The 18965-nt window shown below is 63.9% G+C and carries 19 protein-coding genes; 10 read left to right on the forward strand and 9 right to left on the reverse strand.

The features are described 5' to 3' along the window. Positions 1-32: 32 nt before the first annotated feature. The 5 genes from ACQKPS_RS15850 to ACQKPS_RS15870 form a co-directional block, all read right to left on the reverse strand. Positions 33-1190 (reverse strand): phospholipase D-like domain-containing protein, encoded by a 1158-nt coding sequence (locus ACQKPS_RS15850; protein ID WP_283724728.1) that lies wholly within the window; start codon positions 1188-1190, stop codon positions 33-35. A gap of 1 nt (position 1191) precedes the next feature. Continuing rightward, positions 1192-1773, reverse strand: a complete 582-nt coding sequence (locus ACQKPS_RS15855; protein ID WP_283724729.1) for a YceI family protein — start codon at positions 1771-1773, stop codon at positions 1192-1194. 44 nt (positions 1774-1817) lie between these two features. After that, entirely contained in the window at positions 1818-2114 is a 297-nt protein-coding gene (locus tag ACQKPS_RS15860; protein ID WP_427604807.1) for an amidase, read from the reverse strand. Next, a complete protein-coding gene (locus ACQKPS_RS15865; RefSeq protein WP_427604809.1) occupies positions 2111-3190 on the reverse strand; it encodes a serine hydrolase domain-containing protein in 1080 nt (359 codons plus the stop codon). Before ACQKPS_RS15865 ends, ACQKPS_RS15860 begins: the two co-directional genes overlap by 4 nt. Positions 3191-3258: 68 nt before the next feature. Then, complete coding sequence (locus ACQKPS_RS15870) at positions 3259-4146, reverse strand: acyl-CoA dehydrogenase family protein (RefSeq protein ID WP_254481283.1); 888 nt, start codon at positions 4144-4146, stop codon at positions 3259-3261. A gap of 147 nt (positions 4147-4293) precedes the next feature. Here ACQKPS_RS15870 and olsB point away from each other — a divergent pair, with 147 nt between their 5' ends. Both olsB and ACQKPS_RS15880 read left to right on the forward strand, forming a co-directional pair. Beyond that, a complete protein-coding gene (gene olsB / locus ACQKPS_RS15875; protein WP_254481284.1) occupies positions 4294-5049 on the forward strand; it encodes an L-ornithine N(alpha)-acyltransferase in 756 nt (251 codons plus the stop codon). After that, positions 5049-5837, forward strand: a complete 789-nt coding sequence (locus ACQKPS_RS15880) for a lysophospholipid acyltransferase family protein (RefSeq protein ID WP_427604811.1) — start codon at positions 5049-5051, stop codon at positions 5835-5837. Before olsB ends, ACQKPS_RS15880 begins: the two co-directional genes overlap by 1 nt. An 84-nt stretch (positions 5838-5921) precedes the next feature. Here the strand turns inward: ACQKPS_RS15880 and ACQKPS_RS15885 are convergent, their stop codons facing one another. Next, a complete protein-coding gene (locus ACQKPS_RS15885; protein WP_254481286.1) occupies positions 5922-6506 on the reverse strand; it encodes an ACP phosphodiesterase in 585 nt (194 codons plus the stop codon). A 153-nt stretch (positions 6507-6659) separates the two neighbouring features. Between ACQKPS_RS15885 and ACQKPS_RS15890 the strand changes: the two genes are divergently transcribed. Beyond that, positions 6660-6962, forward strand: a complete 303-nt coding sequence (locus ACQKPS_RS15890) for an ArsR/SmtB family transcription factor (protein ID WP_254481287.1) — start codon at positions 6660-6662, stop codon at positions 6960-6962. Between the two features lie 17 nt (positions 6963-6979). Continuing rightward, entirely contained in the window at positions 6980-8029 is a 1050-nt protein-coding gene (locus tag ACQKPS_RS15895; protein ID WP_427604814.1) for an alkene reductase, read from the forward strand. 39 nt (positions 8030-8068) lie between these two features. On the opposite strand, the gene ACQKPS_RS15900 is transcribed toward ACQKPS_RS15895, so the two are convergent. The 3 genes from ACQKPS_RS15900 to ACQKPS_RS15910 form a co-directional block, all read right to left on the reverse strand. After that, positions 8069-8890, reverse strand: a complete 822-nt coding sequence (locus tag ACQKPS_RS15900) for an ATPase (protein ID WP_254481289.1) — start codon at positions 8888-8890, stop codon at positions 8069-8071. 87 nt (positions 8891-8977) lie between these two features. Continuing rightward, a complete protein-coding gene (locus ACQKPS_RS15905) occupies positions 8978-9973 on the reverse strand; it encodes an NAD-dependent epimerase/dehydratase family protein (protein ID WP_254481290.1) in 996 nt (331 codons plus the stop codon). Positions 9974-10018: 45 nt separating this feature from the next. Continuing rightward, on the reverse strand, positions 10019-10909 hold the full coding sequence (locus tag ACQKPS_RS15910; RefSeq protein ID WP_313203332.1) for a LysR family transcriptional regulator ArgP: 891 nt from the start codon (positions 10907-10909) through the stop codon (positions 10019-10021). Between the two features lie 90 nt (positions 10910-10999). Here ACQKPS_RS15910 and ACQKPS_RS15915 point away from each other — a divergent pair, with 90 nt between their 5' ends. The 6 genes from ACQKPS_RS15915 to ACQKPS_RS15940 all read left to right on the forward strand — a co-directional run bounded on the left by ACQKPS_RS15915 (position 11000) and on the right by ACQKPS_RS15940 (position 18963). Continuing rightward, the gene (locus tag ACQKPS_RS15915; protein ID WP_427604817.1) at positions 11000-11599 is read left to right on the forward strand and encodes a LysE/ArgO family amino acid transporter; all 600 of its coding nucleotides are present in this window, start codon (positions 11000-11002) and stop codon (positions 11597-11599) included. 191 nt (positions 11600-11790) lie between these two features. Beyond that, the gene (locus tag ACQKPS_RS15920) at positions 11791-12387 is read left to right on the forward strand and encodes a superoxide dismutase (RefSeq protein WP_186601280.1); all 597 of its coding nucleotides are present in this window, start codon (positions 11791-11793) and stop codon (positions 12385-12387) included. Between the two features lie 239 nt (positions 12388-12626). After that, positions 12627-14678 carry a putative bifunctional diguanylate cyclase/phosphodiesterase gene (locus tag ACQKPS_RS15925; RefSeq protein WP_254481293.1) on the forward strand — a complete coding sequence of 684 codons (2052 nt, stop codon included), beginning with the start codon at positions 12627-12629 and terminating at the stop codon, positions 14676-14678. Between the two features lie 159 nt (positions 14679-14837). Continuing rightward, on the forward strand, positions 14838-16175 hold the full coding sequence (locus tag ACQKPS_RS15930; RefSeq protein ID WP_254481294.1) for an imelysin family protein: 1338 nt from the start codon (positions 14838-14840) through the stop codon (positions 16173-16175). A gap of 276 nt (positions 16176-16451) precedes the next feature. Continuing rightward, the gene (locus ACQKPS_RS15935) at positions 16452-17879 is read left to right on the forward strand and encodes a di-heme oxidoredictase family protein (RefSeq protein ID WP_254481295.1); all 1428 of its coding nucleotides are present in this window, start codon (positions 16452-16454) and stop codon (positions 17877-17879) included. Between the two features lie 19 nt (positions 17880-17898). Further along, positions 17899-18963: an imelysin family protein gene (locus ACQKPS_RS15940; RefSeq protein WP_427604820.1), complete on the forward strand. Its 1065-nt coding sequence runs from the start codon at positions 17899-17901 to the stop codon at positions 18961-18963. The last annotated feature ends 2 nt before the right edge of the window (positions 18964-18965 follow it).

Raw genomic sequence — 18965 nt, forward strand, 5'->3', positions numbered from 1 at the left:
TGCCTTGGACAGTCACTGCACGATAGCCGCTCTCAGTCGCGCCGGTCGAGCAAGTTGACCACCAGCCGGTCCAGCCAGCCCCATACGCGCTGCTTCACCCGTCGCCACAGCGGGCGGGCATGCCAGTGCTGAAGGTCGACCACCTCGCTCAAGGCGAAATCACGCTCGAAGCTGGCCAGCACGGCAGCGGTCAGCGGCGGGTCGAGGGCCTCGATGTTGGCCTCCAGGTTGAAGCGCAGGTTCCAGTGGTCGAAATTGCATGAGCCAATACTGACCCAGTCGTCGATCAGCACCATCTTCAGGTGCAGGAAGCACGGCTGGTATTCGTATATGCGCACCCCGGCGCGCAGTAATCGGGGGTAATAGCGATGCCCGGCATAACGCACAGAAGGGTGGTCGGTGCGTGGCCCGGTCAGCAGCAGCCGCACATCGACGCCTTTGCTGGCGGCGCGGCGCAGCGACCGGCGCACGCTCCAGGTCGGCAGGAAGTAGGGCGTGGCCAGCCACACCCGCTGTTTGCCACTGTTGATCGCCCGCACCAGCGAGTGCAGGATGTCCTGGTGCTGACGGGCGTCGGCATAGGCCACGCGGCCCATGCCCTGGCCCTGCACCGGCACCTTGGGCAGGCGCGGCAGGCCAAAGCCTTCAGCCGGGCGCCAGGCGGTGCGGCGGTTGTTGGCTTGCCACTGGCGATCGAACAGCAACTGCCAGTCGCTCACCACTGGCCCTTGCATCTGCACCATCACCTCGTGCCAGGCGCTGGCCGCCTCACCGGGCGTCCAGAACTCGTCGGTGACGCCCGTGCCGCCCACCACCGCCCAACGTTCGTCCACCAGCAACAGCTTGCGATGGTCGCGGTACAGGTTGCGAAAACCCCGCTTCCAGCGCAGGCGGTTGTAGCAGCGCAAGTACACCCCGGCTTCCACCAGGCGCTGGCGCAACGCTGCAGTAAAAGCCAGCGAGCCATAGTCATCGAACAGGCAACGCACGCGTACGCCACGCAAGGCTACCTGCTCCAGCGCCTCCACCACGGCCTCGGCACAAGCACCCGCCTCGACCAGATAGAGTTCGAGGTCGACCTGGAACTCGGCGCGCATGATCGCCTGGAGCATGCGCGGAAAGAACTCGGGGCCGTCGATCAGCAATTCGAACTGATTGCCACCGCGCCATGGGAAGACCGGCCCCGACATGTCAGCGGGCGGTGAAGATCAGTACCGCATTGACCGGTACCGACGGGTTGATGGATTTCAGTCTGGCGAACGTGCGCAGGCTTTCCAGACCAGGCAGCAGGCCGAAGTCCGAGGCCCGCAACACCAGCGGTTCGAGGGTCACCACCTGAAAGCGCCGCTCATCCAGGCGAGTGGCCAGCAACAGCGCGTTGTAACTGTGCGACTGGCCATGCAGGGTGACCGTCAGCGGCAGGCGCAGCTCGATCTGTGCGCCATCGGCCAGGTCGTTGATCGGCCGCAGGTCGATCTGCGCCTTCACGTTCGCCTCGGCGAAGCGCTGCACCTCAAACAGGTTGTCGCGCATCTGCTCGTCACGCAGCGGGATGCCGCTGCTTACCGAGTCCATCTCGATACGCAGCGCTGCCGCACCCTTGCGGTCGACGCTGCCATGCAAGACCAGGAAGCGATGCACCTCGGCAGTGTCACCGTTCTTGCCGGTGACGAACGACAGGCGTGATGACTCGCCATCGAGGTGCCAGTTGGCGTGGGCGGGCAGGCACAAAGCCAGCAGCAGGGCAGGCAGGATACGGGGCAGCTTGAACATGACAGGTCTCGTGAAACTTGACCGCCAACCTTACCCGCCCGTCTTCATGGCAGCAAGCGGAAGCCCGCCTGGGCGCCCTGCCACGCCGCCTGGTTGCGCTGGCCAAGGCCTTCGGCGCGGACGCGCCGCTGTGGGCCGTCTTCCTCCAGCCGGCTCAGGGGCAACCATTGCTTCACATAACTCCGGCAATAGGCCTCGTCGAAGCCCATCACGAAGCGGCACGAGCAGTACTCCTTGGCCGAGTAGGCCGAAAGGATGCCCGGGAAGTCCGTCAATGCCTGCCGTTCCAGCCATACCCAGCCAAGCAAGGCGACGATCATCAGCAACAGCGCGCGCTTCATGCGCCCTCCCTGGCCAGTGCCGCGAGGACCCGCCTGAGCAGTTCGTTATGGCGGTAGCTGCCGTCGCGGTCATCGGCATAGCGCACGATCACCAGCTTGTGAGACGGCACGATATACAGCGCCTGGCCCCAATGGCCGAGCGCAGCATAGGCATCGGTCGGGGCGTCGGGCCACGGTGTCGGGCTACCTGGCAATGGCAGGTTGAGCCACCAGTGGCCGCCCGGGTTGGCCTCACCGGGTATGGCGGCGGCCTGGGTGAACGGTGTGCGGTTGAAGGCCACCCAGCTTGCCGGCAACAACTGTCGCCCTTGCCAGCGGCCCTCGCGCTGCATCAATAAACCGATGCGCGCCAGGTCGCGGGCACTGAGGTAGAGGTAGGAAGAGCCGACGAACGTGCCCGCGCCGTCCCGCTCCCACACCGCGCTGTCGATGCCCAAAGGGGTGAACAGTGCCTGCCAGGGGTAGTCGGCATAAGTACTGGAGTCGAGCATGCCGCGCAGTGCGGCAGCCAGCACGTTGCTGTCGCCGCTGGAGTAGAGAAAGCGCTGGCCAGGCTTTTCGGCACTGGCGCGGACAGCGGCATAGGCCGCCATGTCGTCGCGCCCGCGGGTATAGAGCATGGCCACCACCGAAGACTTCAGCGGTGCGAACTCGTAGTCTTCCTGCCAGTCCTGGCCACTGGCCCAGTGCAGCAGGTCGGCCAACTGCACATCAGGGTGGGCCTGCATCGGTGGGTAGAAGCGTGCGGCCGGGTCCTGCAGCTGGAAGCGGCCTTCACCCTGGGCCACGCCGAGCACGGTGGCCAGCACGCTCTTGCTGACCGACCAGGTCAGGTGCGCGGTATTGGCGGTGGTAGGGGCGGCGTAGCGTTCGTAGAGAATGCGACCATCACGGATGACCAACAAGGCGTCGGTGCGGATGCCGCTGCGCTCGCTGGCGTTGCGCGCCGGGAAGGCGTAGGCATCGACGTCCTGCCAGTCGACAGCGGTGTTGTCGATTGGCCAGTCCGGTTCGGGCCATACTTCGGCCCAGGCTGGGCTCACAATCAAAGCAAGAAGCACTAGAAATGCTTTCATCTACATCGCCCGCTGGGGGGCTGCGAAGCAGCCCCAAGATCTGAAAGATCACACAGCTTTTCAGGCTTTCATGACAACCCTGCTGCCGACCAGGCTTTGGCCAGGCGTTTTTCCCGCGCCGCAGTGGCCAATGCCAGTACCCCCTGATCGCGCTGCCACAGTTGCGCCCACTGCTCCGGCCCGGCAAGCAGCGCCTTGTCGATTGCCCCGCGCAATTCCTGAAACTGCGAAAACAATCCCCCCAGCAGCAGGTGACAGCCGACGCTGTCAGGGCACTGTCGGCTGCCCTCGGCACATCCCGCCAACAGTCCCAGTAGCCGCAGGCGCAGCTCCTGCGGCCAGCCACACTCCTGCCCTACCCCGTAAAGCCAGGCAGTCAGCGCCGCGAGCACGTACAAGTCTTCCAGCGAGCGGAACGGTTTGACGTAAGCGTCCCAGCCATCGCCAGCCAGCAGCTCACACGCCGCGTCCTGCAAGTGCAGGCGACCATGCCCTACTTCGGGCATCAGCGGCAGGGTCGGCAATGCCTCCAGGGTAACCCCGGCCTCCCCCGGGTAGACCACCGCCAGACTCAGCCGCGGCGCTTCACCCAGCGCCTCGCTGCGCGCAGCCACCAGCAGCCACTCGGCATCCAGGCCGGCGGTGACGAAATCCTTGGCGCCATTGAGGCGCAAACCGACCAGCCGGGTATGCATGTCTGCCGGGCGCACGCTACGCCGCTCGGTGGCGCACAGCGCACCCAGGCTGGCCGGTGCGCTGGGCCAGAGCACGCGCAAGGCAGCCTGGTAACCGATGAGGAACGCCAGGCCTGGCGTGGCCATGGCGCGACCGCCCAGCACCGCCAGTTCGAACGGGGCTACCGCGCCAAGGCGTTCGAGCTGCGCGGCATAAGCCTCGCCCAAGGTGCCGGCCAGGGGCTGGCGGAGGGGGTCGTTGAGTCGTTGCAACCAAGCCATCGAACGCTCCTTCACGGGGGCTGTCGGGGTGTGTCATGCAAGCATCACCAAAGGTTCACAGGGGTGACACCGCGCCTACCTAGGCTGACTTTGCACAACAAAGCCGACCGGCCGCAACCTTTCATGGCTGGCTTATGGAGACTCGCAATGACTCGGATCGCTCACGCTGGCGACAACAGCACTGAACGCCGTCTGCAAGCCGAACGCCTGGTGGGCGCTGCGGCCCTGCAGGAAGCCCAGGCCCTGCGCTACAAGGTGTTCAGCGCGGAGTTCAAGGCCAAGCTCAAAGGCGCCGAACTGGGCCTGGACATGGATGACTACGACGTACATTGCCGCCACATCGGCGTGCGCGACCTGAGCACTGGCGAGTTGGTGGCCACCACGCGTCTGCTCGACCACCAGGCAGCCAGCAGCCTGGGGCGCTTCTACAGCGAAGAAGAATTCAGCCTGCACGGCCTGCTGCAACTACAGGGCCCGATTCTCGAACTCGGCCGCACCTGCGTTGCTGCCAACTACCGCAACGGCGGCACCATCGCCGTGCTCTGGGGCGAGCTGGCGGAGGTGCTCAACGAGGGCCGCTACAGCTACCTGATGGGATGCGCCAGCATCCCCATGCAGGACGGCGGCATGCAAGCCCACGCGGTCATGCAGCGCCTGCGCGAACGCTACCTGTGTACCGAGCACCTGCGTGCCGAGCCGAAGAACCCGTTGCCCAGCCTGGCCCTGCCGAACAACGTCATCGCTGAAATGCCGCCACTGCTCAAGGCCTACATGCGCCTGGGCGCAAAAATCTGCGGCGAACCGTGCTGGGACGAGGATTTCCAGGTCGCCGACGTGTTCATCCTGCTCAAGCGTGACGACCTCTGCCCGCGCTATGCCCGCCACTTCAAGGCAGCGGTCTGATGCCTGGCCTGCGGGTACTGGCCCGCCTCTCGCGGCTGCTGCTGGTGTTATCGCTGGGCATGCTCATGGCCGGTGTCATTGCCGTGGGCGAACGCCTGGGGATCAAGGCCTCGATCGAGCTTCGCCAGCGCTGGTCCTGCTGGTTCATGAAACGCCTGGTCGCCGCCCTGCCTTTCGAGGTGCGGATAATCGGTGAGCTGCCGCAACAGCCGATGCTGTGGGTCAGCAACCACGTGTCCTGGACCGACATCCCCCTGCTTGGCATGCTGCTGCCGCTGTCGTTCCTTTCCAAGGCCGAAGTCCGTCACTGGCCGGTGGCCGGCTGGCTGGCGGAAAAGGCCGGCACGCTGTTCATCCGCCGCGGTGGCGGCGATGGCCAACGCCTGCGCGAACAGATCAGCGAGCAACTGGGCCAGGCACGGCCGCTGCTTATCTTTCCCGAAGGCACCACCACCGACGGGCGCCAGTTGCGCACCTTCCACGGCCGCTTGCTGGCCGGAGCCATCGACCGAGGTGTGGCTGTGCAGCCGGTGGCAATTCAGTACTTACGCTATGGTGAAGCGGACCCGGTTGCGCCGTTCATTGGTAACGATGATCTGGTTTCGCACTTGATGCGCTTGTTTGCCGAGCCTCGGGGTGAGGTGTGCATTCACTTGCTGAAGCCGATTGGCAGTGGCGGGAAGGAACGGGCGGCGCTGGCGTTTCAGGCGCAGCAGGCAATTCACATGGCGTTGTTCGGGGCTGAAGAAGTGACGGTGGTGCCTCGGCGTCAGGCGCGCGCAGCCTGATTCATGCATCGCCTGAACTGGCCTCTTCGCGGCGGTTCGACGCCTCGGTAAACCCGCGAAGAAGTCAGTGAAGGCAATAAAGATTCAGCTATCAGACAACCTTCCTGCCGCCGCAAACGCCTGCAGCTGTGGATAGAACTCGCGAAAATCCGCCAGCAACGGCTCATACAGCCGTTCCAGCTCAACCATCACCCCAACCATTCCTTCAGGCCGCGACAGGCGCCGGGCAATGCCGTTGAACACCTGCTCCAGCGTGGCAAAATCGCCATACGCCCCCAGCCAGTCATCCGCCACCATGAACGGCGCAATCCGTGCCAGCCGCCCTGGCAGTTCGGGCTCGGCGAGCAACACCCGGTAAAAATCCTCGGTGAACTGCCCCAGCGGCTGCTCTGCGTAGTCCTCCCAGTGCCGCGCCAGGCAATGGTCGAAAAACACATCCAGGACGATCCCGGCGAAACGCCGCCGCTCCCGCGGGAAGCGCGACAGCGCTGCCAGCACCAACGGGTGCTGGTCGGTGTAACTGTCGATATGCCGATGCAGCCGGATGGCCGCCTCCAGCGCAGGCGCAAAGCGCCCCTCCAGCGACCCTTTGACGAAGTCGCCATACAGGCTGCCGAGCAGTTGCTGCGGCGCCGGGCCGCCCAGGTGCAAGTGTGCGAGGTAGTTCATGCTCGCAGTCTAACACCGCCCTGCCCTATATCGTTATAACGCGATATAGCGATTCGCGCTCAGCTCAGAACCTCTTCATATTTGTATATCGCGAAATACCGATGTAAGTTTCGTCCTATCGCGATATACCGCTACAGCACGAGCCCTCCACCCATGCCACTCGATCTCGACGAAATCATAAAAGCACTGGCCCACCCGGTCAGACGAGAAATCCTCAGCTGGCTGAAAGACCCGGCAACGCAGTTTCCCGACCAGTACCACAGCACCGAGAACGGTGTCTGTGCCGGGCAGATCGACCAACGCTGCGGGCTGTCGCAGTCGACCGTCTCTGCCCACCTGGCCACCCTGCAGCGGGCCGGCCTGATCAGCAGCCAGAAGGTCGGCCAGTGGCACTTCTTCAAACGCAACGAAGCCACCATCGAGGCGTTCCTCGAACAACTGCGCAAAGCGCTTTGACAAGGCAGGTAACCGTTATGACCACGCTTTTCGATCCGATTCAACTGGGCGACGTACAACTGCCCAACCGCATCATCATGGCCCCACTGACCCGCTGCCGCGCCGACGAAGGCCGCGTGCCCAATGCGTTGATGGCCGAATACTACGTGCAGCGCGCCAGTGCCGGCCTGATTCTCAGCGAGGCGACATCGGTCAGCGCGATGGGCGTCGGCTACCCCGATACGCCCGGTATCTGGAACGACCAGCAGGTGCGCGGCTGGCATAACGTCACCCAGGCCGTGCACGGCGCTGGCGGGCGTATTTTCCTGCAGCTGTGGCATGTTGGCCGTATTTCCCACCCTAGCTACCTCAATGGCGAACTGCCCGTAGCGCCCAGCGCGATCCAGCCCAAAGGCCACGTCAGCCTGGTGCGCCCGCTGAGCGACTACCCGACCCCGCGCGCCCTGGAAACCGAAGAGATCGCCGACATCGTCGAGGCCTACCGCAGCGCTGCCGAGAATGCCAAGGCTGCCGGTTTCGACGGCGTGGAGATCCACGGTGCCAATGGCTACCTGCTGGACCAGTTCCTGCAAAGCAGCACCAACCAGCGTACCGACCAGTACGGCGGCTCGCTGGAAAACCGCGCACGGTTGCTGCTGGAAGTGACCGATGCGGCCATCGACGTGTGGGGGCCAGGCCGCGTCGGCGTGCACTTGGCGCCTCGTGCCGATGCCCATGACATGGGCGATGCCGACCGCGCCGAGACCTTCACCTACGTCGCACGGGAGCTGGGCAAACGCGGCATTGCCTTTATCTGCTCGCGGGAGAAGGAAGCCGACGACAGCATCGGCCCACTGATCAAGGCGGCATTCGGTGGCCCTTACATCGTCAATGAACGCTTCGACAAGGCCAGCGCGAACGCTGCCTTGGCGGCGGGCAAGGCCGATGCAGTGGCGTTTGGTGTGCCGTTCATTGCCAACCCTGACCTGCCGGCGCGGCTGGCGGCGAATGCTCCGCTGAACGAGGCACATCCGGAGACCTTCTATGGCAAAGGGCCGGTGGGCTACATCGACTATCCGCGCCTGTAGCAGAGCTTCGTCGGGGGCCGCTTTGCGGCCCCTGCATGTTCACGGGCGGGAATTGATCTGCTGCTGCAGGTTCTGAATCTGGCTCTGCAGGGTATTGAGGTTGCGCGTGGTCTGCCCGCGAAACGCATCGAACTCCTGCACCGTCGCCCCGCTCGATGACGCCGTGCGGTTTTCCATCTGGGTCTTGAGCACCAGCACATCCTGCTCCAGGCTTTCCACTGCAGCCTTCTGGTTGCCCTGCTTTTTCAATGCGGCCACTTCATCGCTCAGGTTCTTCAGTTGGCCATCGAGCTTGCCGCCATCCACTTGCCCCGACTTCAGCGCTGCCAACTCGGCATTCACCGCCTTCAGCTGGGCCTGAAGCTGCGTCTGCAACTCGGTCACCGCTTTCTGCTGCTCGCGGGTATCGGCCAGTACCTGCTCCAGGCGCTTGCCCAAGTCACCCGCCTGCCCGGCCACACCTTGCTGCTGCTTGCCCTGCTCGGCCAGGCTGGCCTGCAACTGACGGATCTGCAGCTTCAATGCTTCACTGCCTGTGGCAGTCGATGACTCGCTGGCTTCGACCTTGCCGCTGATGGCCTGCAAACGCCCGGCGGCTTCTTCGCTGATCCGTGCGAAGCTTTCCTGGGTGGCCACCAGCTGCTGCTCCATCAGCGAGATCTGCTGAAAGCTCCACCAGCCCAGCCCTGCCAAAGCGATGAACGACGCGCCCAGCAACGCCCACAGAGGCCCATTGCTGGCCGGCTTGGCGGCCTTTTGGCGGCTGCGCGAGACGTGCGCGGGCAGCAACTCGTCGTCATCGGGGGTACCCGCCCGCAAGGTGGGCACATCGTCGAAATCGTCGTGGGCATCGTTACGCATAGGTGGCTTCAACCGCGGTGGTAGCAAAGAGACATGAGTATAAACCGCTCGTGCGGCGCACTGATGACCAACATATGCGCATCTGGTTCACTGGCCGAGCGGTTGATGCTTCCACCAGGCACAGAATTCATCCAGTGCTGTCCACAGGCTGACCTTGGGCTGGTAATCCAGGTATTGACGGGCGCGGCTGATGTCCAGGGTGAAATCACGGCTCATGACCTGCATGCCCAGACGCGACAAGGTTGGCTGAGGACGCCCGGGCCATAGCATGCAAGCGGCTTCGTTCAGTGCAGCAAGGCTGTAGGCCAGGCCGTAAGGGCGGTAGCGGGTCACCTGCGGCAGCTGCATCTGGCGCATCACGTAGTTGACCACGTCCCACAGCGGCAGCGGCTGGCCATTGCTGATGTTGTAGGCCTGGCCCAGTGCACGGTCTTCGGCGTACAGCGCGCTGAGCAGCGCCTCGTTGAGGTTGTGCACGCTGGTGAAGTCGACCTTGTTCAGGCCGTTGCCGATGATCGCCACACGGCCCTTGCGCTGCATCTGCATCAAGCGTGGGAAGATACTTGCATCACCAGCCCCGGTGACGAAGCGCGGCCGCAGCGCCAACACCTCCAGGCCGAACTCCTGGGCACCGAAGACTTTCTGCTCGGCGATATGCTTGGTTTGCGCATAGTGGTCGTGAAAACGGCGCGGCACCTGGTCTTCCCGGATACCCACGCGCGAACGCCCATTGAAGTAGATCGATGGCGACGACAGGTGTACCAGGCGCCGCACATGCTCCTTGAGGCAGCCCTCGACGACGTTTTCCGTGACCACCACGTTGCCTTGGTGGAAGTCCTGGTAGCGGCCCCAGCTGCCCACCGCGCCCGCGCAATGCACCACGGCCTCGACGCCTTGGCACAGGCGGCGGGCCAGTTCAGGGTCACCCAGGTCGCCAGGGATGAACTGTGCGCCACGTTTGACCAGGTGCTCCACGCCTTCGGCGCGCCGCCCGCTGACCCGCACAGCCAGGCCTTGCTCCAGGGCAAAGCGCGCAAAACGCCCGCCAATGAAGCCGCTCGCGCCGGTGACCAGAATTTGCATGTATGACTCCGCCTTGATTTCAGATGCAACAGACGCCAGCCGCCGCTACAAGGGCACCAGCCAATGCCGTGCCGTGTGCCGCAGGTGTTCGGTCAGTTGCGCGAGCAGGTGCCCGCCGTTGCGCCAATGATGCCAGTACAACGGCACATCGATGGGGGTATCGCTGCAGATTTCCACCAGTTGGCCATTGGCCAACTGCTCACGAGCCTGCAACTCGGGCACCAGGCCCCAGCCCAGGCCGGCTTCGGTCATGCGCAGGAAACCTTCGGACGACGGGCACAAATGGTGCAGGAAGCCGTCCTCGATCCCCAGCGAAGCCAGGTAACGGTGCTGCAGGAAATCGTCTGGCCCGTAGACGATGGCCGGCGTGCGGGCCAGCCGTTGCGCCGCGAAACCCTGCGGGAAATTCCGCGCCATGAAGCCTGGGCTGGCAAGCGCCCGATAGCGCATGGCACCTAGCGGCAGGCTGCGTGCGCCAGCCACTGGCCGCTCGCTGCCACACAGGCAGGCCGCCACTTCGCCCGCACGCATGCGCTTGAGGCCAACCTCCTGATCTTCCACCACCAGGTCGGTGAGCAACTGGTGCTCGGCGCAAAATGCCCCCACCGCACCGGCCCACCAGGTCGCCAGGCTGTCAGCGTTGAGGGCGATGCGCAGGCGTTCGGGCATGCCCTCCTCGTCCAGCGCCGGCACCTGGCGTTGCAAGTCACGTTCGAGCAGCCGTACCTGCTGCACATGGTTGAGCAATTGCCGGCCGACTTCGGTCGGGCTCGGCGGGGTGGCACGCACCAGCACCGGTTGGCCGACCCGTGCTTCGAGCAGCTTGATGCGCTGGGAAATGGCCGACTGAGACAGCCCAAGCACCTGCGCGGCACGTTCGAAACCGCCTTGCTCGATCACCGCCGCGAGGGCAGCCAGCAGTTTGTAGTCGAACATCGATTTTCCTAATGACGGATCAGCGCTATTTGTTTTTCTTATACAGCGTACCTCGCCACACTATCCAGCATCTTCTTTGGAGTAATTGCCATGTGGCAAAGCTATCTCAACGGCATGCTGGTGGCCTTCGGCCTGATCATGGCCATCGGTGCACAAAACGCTTTCGTCCTCGCCCAGAGCCTGCGCCGCGAGCACCATTTGCCCGTGGCTGCGCTGTGCATCGTCTGCGATGCGATCCTGGTGGCAGCCGGGGTGTTCGGCCTGGCCACGGTGCTGGCGCACAACCCGACACTGCTGGCGATCGCCCGCTGGGGCGGGGCAGTGTTCCTCATCTGGTATGGCGCCAAGGCACTGCGCAGTGCCTTTTCCAAGCAGAGCCTGCAACACCAGAAAGGCCAGGGCATGCGCTCGCGCAAGGCGGTCCTGCTTAGCGCGTTGGCGGTGACCCTGCTCAACCCGCATGTGTACCTCGACACCGTACTGCTGATCGGCTCGCTCGGGGCCCAGCAGACAGCGCCAGGGGCTTATGTGGCAGGCGCGGCCAGCGCTTCGCTGCTGTGGTTCTCGACCTTGGCGATCGGTGCCGCCTGGCTCGCGCCATGGCTGGCGCGTCCAGCCACCTGGCGGATGCTTGACCTGATGGTGGCGGTGATGATGTTTGCCGTGGCGGCGCAGCTGATCTTCAACTGAAGGCCGCCGGTCGCCAGCCGCCAACCGCTCTGGAACCTCTATTCCCTATCTTTGTTGCGTGGTTATGCGTCGGGCCCGGTGCTATGATCCAGCCCTTGCGTCGCAAAGAGTACAAACTCGCCGACGTACATCGGGCCGCCCGTGATCGGCCTTGCGCAAACCGCAAACAGACCTGAATCAGGAGATCCACCATGGCTTTTGAATTGCCGCCGCTGCCGTACGCCCACGATGCCCTGCAGCCGCACATCTCCAAGGAAACCCTGGAGTATCACCACGACAAGCACCACAACACCTATGTCGTGAACCTGAACAACCTGGTCCCAGGCACCGAATTCGAAGGCAAGACCCTGGAAGAGATCGTCAAGAGCTCTTCGGGCGGCATCTTCAACAACGCCGCTCAAGTCTGGAACCACACCTTCTACTGGAACTGCCTGGCACCTAACGCCGGTGGCCAGCCGACCGGCGCCCTGGCCGATGCCATCAACGCTGCCTTCGGTTCCTTCGACAAGTTCAAGGAAGAGTTCACCAAGACTTCGGTCGGCACCTTCGGTTCCGGCTGGGGCTGGCTGGTGAAGAAAGCTGACGGCTCCCTGGCCCTGGCCAGCACCATCGGCGCCGGCTGCCCGCTGACCAGCGGCGACACCCCGCTGCTGACCTGCGATGTCTGGGAACACGCCTACTACATCGACTACCGCAACCTGCGTCCGAAGTACGTCGAGGCATTCTGGAACCTGGTCAACTGGAAATTCGTTGCCGAGCAGTTCGAAGGCAAGACCTTCAAGGCCTGATCCAGTCAGCCCTGAACGAAAAGCCCGGCCCTGCGCCGGGCTTTTTCATGCCTGGCAGTTTTCCTTCATGGTCTTGCTCAGCGCGTAGAGCACGCTAACATCAACCGTCTGGAAGTTTGATACCGCGCACTCAAGTTGCAGGGTCGGGCAACCGATACACTACCCAAGGTCGGCCGATAGTGTATTGCCAACGGTTAATGGCAAAATGATGTTATGCGCATGGATTAAGGAAAAACCCATTGAAGCTGGAATTGCGGAACAGCTTGTCGGTCAAGTTGCTCAGGGTCGTGCTCCTTTCGGCGCTGGCGGTCGGCGTCGTCCTCAGTTGCGCGCAGATCGTCTACGACACCTACAAGACCCGCCAGGCCGTCAATAACGACGCCCAACGCATCCTCGACATGTTCCGCGACCCCTCCACCCAGGCGGTGTACAGCCTCGACCGTGAAATGGGCATGCAGGTGATGGAAGGCCTGTTCCAGGACGAGTCGGTGCGCATGGCTTCGATCGGCCACCCCAACGAAACCATGCTGGCGGAAAAGTCCCGTCCGCTGCAGGACATGTCGATGCGCTGGCTGACCGACCTGATCCTCGGCCAGGAACGCACCTACACGACCCAACTGGTCGGCCGTGGCCCGTTCAGCGAGTACTACGGCGACCTGAGCATCACCCTCGATACCTCGTCCTATGGCGAAGACTTCCTGGTCAATGCGGTGATCATCTTCATTTCCGGGGTGCTGCGCGCCCTGGCCATGGGCCTGGTGCTCTATCTGGTGTACCACTGGCTGCTGACCAAGCCGCTGTCGAAGATCATCGAGCACCTTACCCAGATCAACCCTGATCGCCCCAGCCAGCACCAGATCCCGCTGCTCAAGGGCCACGAGAAGAATGAGCTGGGCCTCTGGGTCAACACCGCCAACCAGCTGCTGGCCTCGATCGAGCGCAACACCCACCTGCGCCACGAAGCCGAAAACAGCTTGCAGCGCATGGCGCAATACGATTTCCTCACCGGCTTGCCCAACCGCCAGCAATTGCAGGAACAACTCGACAAGATCCTCGCCGACGCCGGCCGCCTGCAACATCGCGTGGCCGTGCTGTGCGTGGGCCTGGACGATTTCAAGGGCATAAACGAGCAGTTCAGCTACCAGGCCGGCGACCAGTTGCTGCTGGCCCTGGCCGATCGCCTGCGCGCTCACAGTGGCCGCCTGGGTTCCCTGGCGCGCCTGGGCGGCGACCAGTTCGCCCTGGTCCAGGCCAATATCCAGCAGCCTTACGAGGCGGCGGAGCTGGCCCAGAGCATTCTCGACGATCTCGAACAGCCGTTCGCCCTGGACCAACAGCAGATCCGCCTGCGCGCCACCATCGGCATCACCCTGTTCCCGGAGGACGGTGACAGCACCGAGAAGCTGCTGCAAAAGGCCGAACAGACCATGACCCTGGCCAAGGCCCGCTCACGCAACCGTTACCAGTTCTACATTGCCAGCGTCGACAGCGAAATGCGCCGTCGCCGCGAGCTGGAAAAGGACCTGCGCGAAGCCCTGCCGCGTAACCAGCTGTACCTGGTCTACCAACCGCAGATCAGCTACCGCGACCACCGCGTGGTCGGCGTCGAGGCCTTGTTGCGCTGGCAGCACCCGGAGCTGGGCATGGTCCCGCCCGATCAGTTCATCCCGCTGGCCGAACAGAACGGCAGCATCATCAGGATTGGCGAGTGGGTGCTCGACCAGGCCTGCCGGCAGTTGCGCGAATGGCATGACCTGGGCTTCAGCGAACTGCGCATGGCGGTCAACCTGTCCACCGTCCAGCTGCATCACAGCGAGCTGCCGCGGGTGGTCAACAACCTGCTGCAGGCTTACCGCCTGCCTCCGCGCAGCCTGGAGCTGGAGGTGACCGAGACAGGCCTGATGGAAGACATCAGTACCGCCGCCCAGCACCTGCTGAGCCTGCGCCGCTCGGGGGCGCTGATCGCCATCGACGATTTCGGCACCGGTTACTCGTCGCTCAGCTACCTGAAGTCGCTGCCGCTGGACAAGATCAAGATCGATAAGAGCTTCGTCCAGGACCTGCTCGACGATGATGATGACGCGACCATCGTTCGCGCCATCATCCAGCTGGGCAAGAGCCTGGGCATGCAGGTGATTGCCGAAGGCGTGGAAACCGCCGAACAGGAAACCTACATCATCGCCCAAGGCTGCCATGAGGGTCAGGGCTACCACTACAGCAAACCGTTGTCGGCCCGGGAACTGACCAACTTCCTCAAACAAGCCCAGCGCAATCAGGTCTCCGCACTGTAAGGCTTGCCACTCGATTTGAACCCGTGATGCGCATTTGCATGAATTGCGCGCCAACCCCTTTACAGCAAATGCAAATCTTTCGCATGATGTTGTCGTTTCGCGTGCCACGGCGCACGGCCTAACCCCTTGGTCCAACCACACGACGCAGGAAAACCAACAATGATTCGTATGCCTCTGGCCTCCGCCAGTCTGCTGGCCATCGCCATCGCTCTCGCCGGTTGCGGCGAAGGCAAGGACGACAAGGCTGCCGCTCCGCAAGCTCAGGCACCTGCTGCGGCCAGCACCGCAGCGGCGGCGCCCGGGGCTGTCGACGAAGCGGCCGGCAAAGCAGTGGTCAAGCATTACACCGAAATGGTCTATGCCGTGTATAGCGACGCGCTGAGCACCGCCAAGACCCTGCAGACTGCCGTCGACGCATTCCTTGCCAAGCCCAACGACGAAACCCTGAAGGCCGCCAAAGAGGCCTGGGTTGCGGCGCGCGTACCTTACCTGCAGAGCGAAGTGTTCCGCTTCGGCAACACCATCATCGATGACTGGGAAGGTCAGGTGAATTCCTGGCCGCTGGACGAAGGCCTGATCGACTATGTCGACAAAAGCTATGAGCACGCCCTGGGCAACCCGGCGGCCAGCGCCAACATCATCGCCAACACCGAGATCCAGGTGGGTGAAGAGAAGGTCGACGTCAAGGACATCACCCCTGAGAAGCTGGCCAGCCTGAACGAACTGGCAGGTTCCGAAGCCAACGTCGCCACCGGCTACCACGCTATCGAGTTTCTGCTCTGGGGCCAGGACCTCAACGGCACCGGCCCAGGCGCAGGCAACCGCCCGGCTTCCGATTACCTGGAAGGCAAAGGTGCCACCGGCGGCCACAACGACCGTCGCCGTGCCTACCTGAAAGCGGTTACCGAGCTGCTGGTCAACGACCTCGAAGAGATGGTCGGCAACTGGAAGCCGAACGTCGCCGACAACTACCGTGCCACGCTGGAAGCCGAGCCGGTGGCCGATGGCCTGCGCAAGATGCTGTTCGGCATGGGTAGCCTGTCGCTGGGCGAACTGGCCGGTGAGCGCATGAAGGTCTCGCTGGAAGCCAACTCGCCGGAAGACGAGCAGGACTGCTTCAGCGACAACACCCACTACTCGCACTTCTACGACGCCAAGGGCATCCGCAACGTCTACCTGGGCGAGTACACCCGTGTCGACGGCACCAAGCTGACCGGCCCGAGCCTGTCTTCGCTGGTGGCCAAAGCCGATCCGGCTGCCGACGCCACTCTCAAGGCCGACCTTGAAGCCACCGAAGCGAAAATCCAGGTGATGGTCGACCACGCGCTCAAGGGCGAGCATTACGACCAGCTGATCGCCGCCGACAATGCTGCCGGCAACCAGATCGTGCGTGATGCCATCGCCTCGCTGGTCAAGCAGACCGGCTCGATCGAGCAGGCAGCAGGCAAGCTGGGTATCGCCAACCTGAACCCGGATACCGCTGACCACGAGTTCTGATTCGCGGAGCGGGTGATGAAAAGAGGCGACCTTCGGGTCGCCTTTTTTCTGTGCCGGCCTCTTCGCGGCTAAAGCCGCTCTCACAGGATCTCCACAGGCTCCGACCTGGTGTGGTCCCTGTGGGAGTGGGTTTACCCGCGAAAGGGCCGGTGAAGTCCATGAAAATGCTGGCCTTTCACATCCTTTTCACCCGGGTAATTGCAAATTGCTCTTATTCAAATTACGCCGGCCTGCTAAGCTTGCACGCCGGTTTTTCGTCCACGCCCAGGATTTTGCATGTCCTCGTCGCTGTCCCGACTCTCCCCTCTGCTGCTGGCCCTCGCCCTTGCTGCCTGTGATGACGCTCCGCGTTTCACCCAGGCCGAGCCAGGCGAAGCGCTGTCCGGCGGGCAGGCAACGGTTCAGCGCGACGACCGCAAGGCATTCTCCCTGCCCTCGGCCAACCTCTCGGCCGAGCGACGCCTGGACTTCGCCGTGGGCAACAGCTTCTTCCGCAGCCCTTGGGTGATCGCCCCGTCCACCACCACCGCGCGTGATGGCCTGGGCCCGTTGTTCAACACCACGGCCTGCCAGAACTGCCACGTGCGCGATGGCCGCGGGCACCCTCCTGAACCCGATGACAGCAATGCCGTGGGCATGCTGGTGCGCCTGTCGATCCCCGATCAGCCTTACCTGGCCAAGCAGATCGAGCGCCTGGGCGTGGTCCCCGAGCCCACTTACGGCACCCAGCTGCAAGACATGGCCATCCCCGGCGTGGCGCCAGAGGGCAAGGTGCGGGTGAACTACACCACCCAGACCGTCACCTTCAACGACGGCCACCGGGTCGAGCTGCGCCGCCCGACGCTGCAGATCACCCAGCTTGGCTACGGCCCGCTGCACCCCGACACGCGCTTCTCGGCCCGTGTCGCCCCGCCGATGATCGGCCTGGGCCTGCTCGAAGCCATACCCGAAGCCGATATCCTGGCCAACGAAGACCCGGACGACCGCAACCACGACGGTATCCGCGGCCGCGCCAACCGGGTCTGGGACGACGCCCAGGGCAAGACCGTGATCGGCCGCTTCGGCTGGAAGGCCGGGCAGCCCAACGTCAACCAGCAGAACGTGCACGCCTTCAACGGCGACATGGGCCTGACCAGCACCTTGCAACCGAAGGACGACTGCACCCCGGCCCAGGTCGACTGCCTGGCCGCGCCCAATGGCGACGGCCAAGGCGACGAGAAGGAGGTCAGCGACAATATCCTGCGCCTGGTCACCTTCTACACCCGCAATCTCGGCGTGCCGGCACGTCGAGACGTCGCCGCGCCGCAAGTGCTGGCCGGCAAGAACCTGTTCTTCCAGGCCGGGTGCCAGGCCTGCCATATCCCGCAGTTCACCACTGCCGCCAACACCGCCGAAGCGGAGCTGGCCAATCAGGTGATCCGCCCCTACAGCGACCTGCTGTTGCACGACATGGGCCCAGGCCTGGCCGACGAGCGCACCGAATTCGCAGCCAACGGTCAGGACTGGCGGACCCCGCCGTTGTGGGGCATCGGCCTGACCGAAACGGTCAGCGGCCACACCCAGTACCTGCACGACGGCCGCGCCCGCAACCTGCTCGAAGCCGTGCTCTGGCACGGCGGCGAAGCGCAGTCGGCGCGCGACCACGTATTGACCTTCAACGCCGAGCAGCGCGCCGCGTTGCTGGCTTTCCTGAACTCACTTTAAAACGCGCAAGGAGCCGGGCATGTTCCGACCCAAACTGTTGTTCACCAGCCTCGCCGCACTCGCCTTGGGTGCCTGCTCGCCGCAGGACCCGCAGGCAGTGACTTCCGCCGCCATCGCCAAGCAGGTGATCCTGCCGACCTACAGCCGCTGGGTCGAAGCCGACCGCCAGCTGGCCGCCAGCGCCCTGGCCTACTGTGAGGGCAAGGAAAGCCTGGACACCGCGCGCGCCGATTTCCTCAATGCGCAAAAAGCCTGGGCCGAACTGCAACCGCTGCTGGTCGGCCCGCTGGCCGAAGGCAACCGCGCCTGGCAGGTACAATTCTGGCCTGACAAGAAGAACCTGGTCGGCCGCCAGGTCGAGCAACTGGTCAATGGCGACAAGCCGGTCGATGCCGCCGCCCTGGGCAAGGCCAGCGTCGTGGTACGCGGCCTGTCGGCTTACGAGTACATCCTTTTCGACAGCAAGCCGGACATCGCCATTGCCGAGCAGAAGGCCCGCTATTGCCCGCTGCTGGTTGCCATTGCCGATCACCAGAAGGCCCTGGCCGAGGATATCCTCAAGACCTGGAACAGCACCGACGGCATGCTGTCGCAGATGACCAAGTTCCCCAACCAGCGCTACGCCGACTCCCACGAGGCGATCGCCGACCTGCTGCGCTCCCAGGTCACCGCCCTGGACACCCTGAAGAAGAAGCTGGGCGCCCCCATGGGCCGCCAGAGCAAGGGCATCCCACAACCGCTGCAGGCCGAAGCCTGGCGCAGCCACTCCTCGCTGAAAAGCCTGGAAGCCACCCTCAAGGCCGCTCAGGCGGTGTGGGTCGGGGTCGACAACCAGGGCCTGCGCAGCCTGCTGCCCAGCGATCAGAAACCGCTGGCGCAGAAGATCGACGATGCCTACGCTACGGCGCTCAAACTGCTGGCCGACAACCAGAAGACCCTCGGCGAATTGCTGGCCGATGACGCCGGGCAGCAGACCCTCAATCAGATCTACGATGCTCTGAACGCCGTCCACCGCCTGCACGAAGGCGACCTGGCCAAGGCGCTGAACATCCAGCTGGGCTTCAATGCCAACGACGGTGACTGATC

Source organism: Pseudomonas sp. NPDC086566 (genome assembly GCF_050280885.1).
Classification (GTDB): domain Bacteria; phylum Pseudomonadota; class Gammaproteobacteria; order Pseudomonadales; family Pseudomonadaceae; genus Aquipseudomonas; species Aquipseudomonas vlassakiae.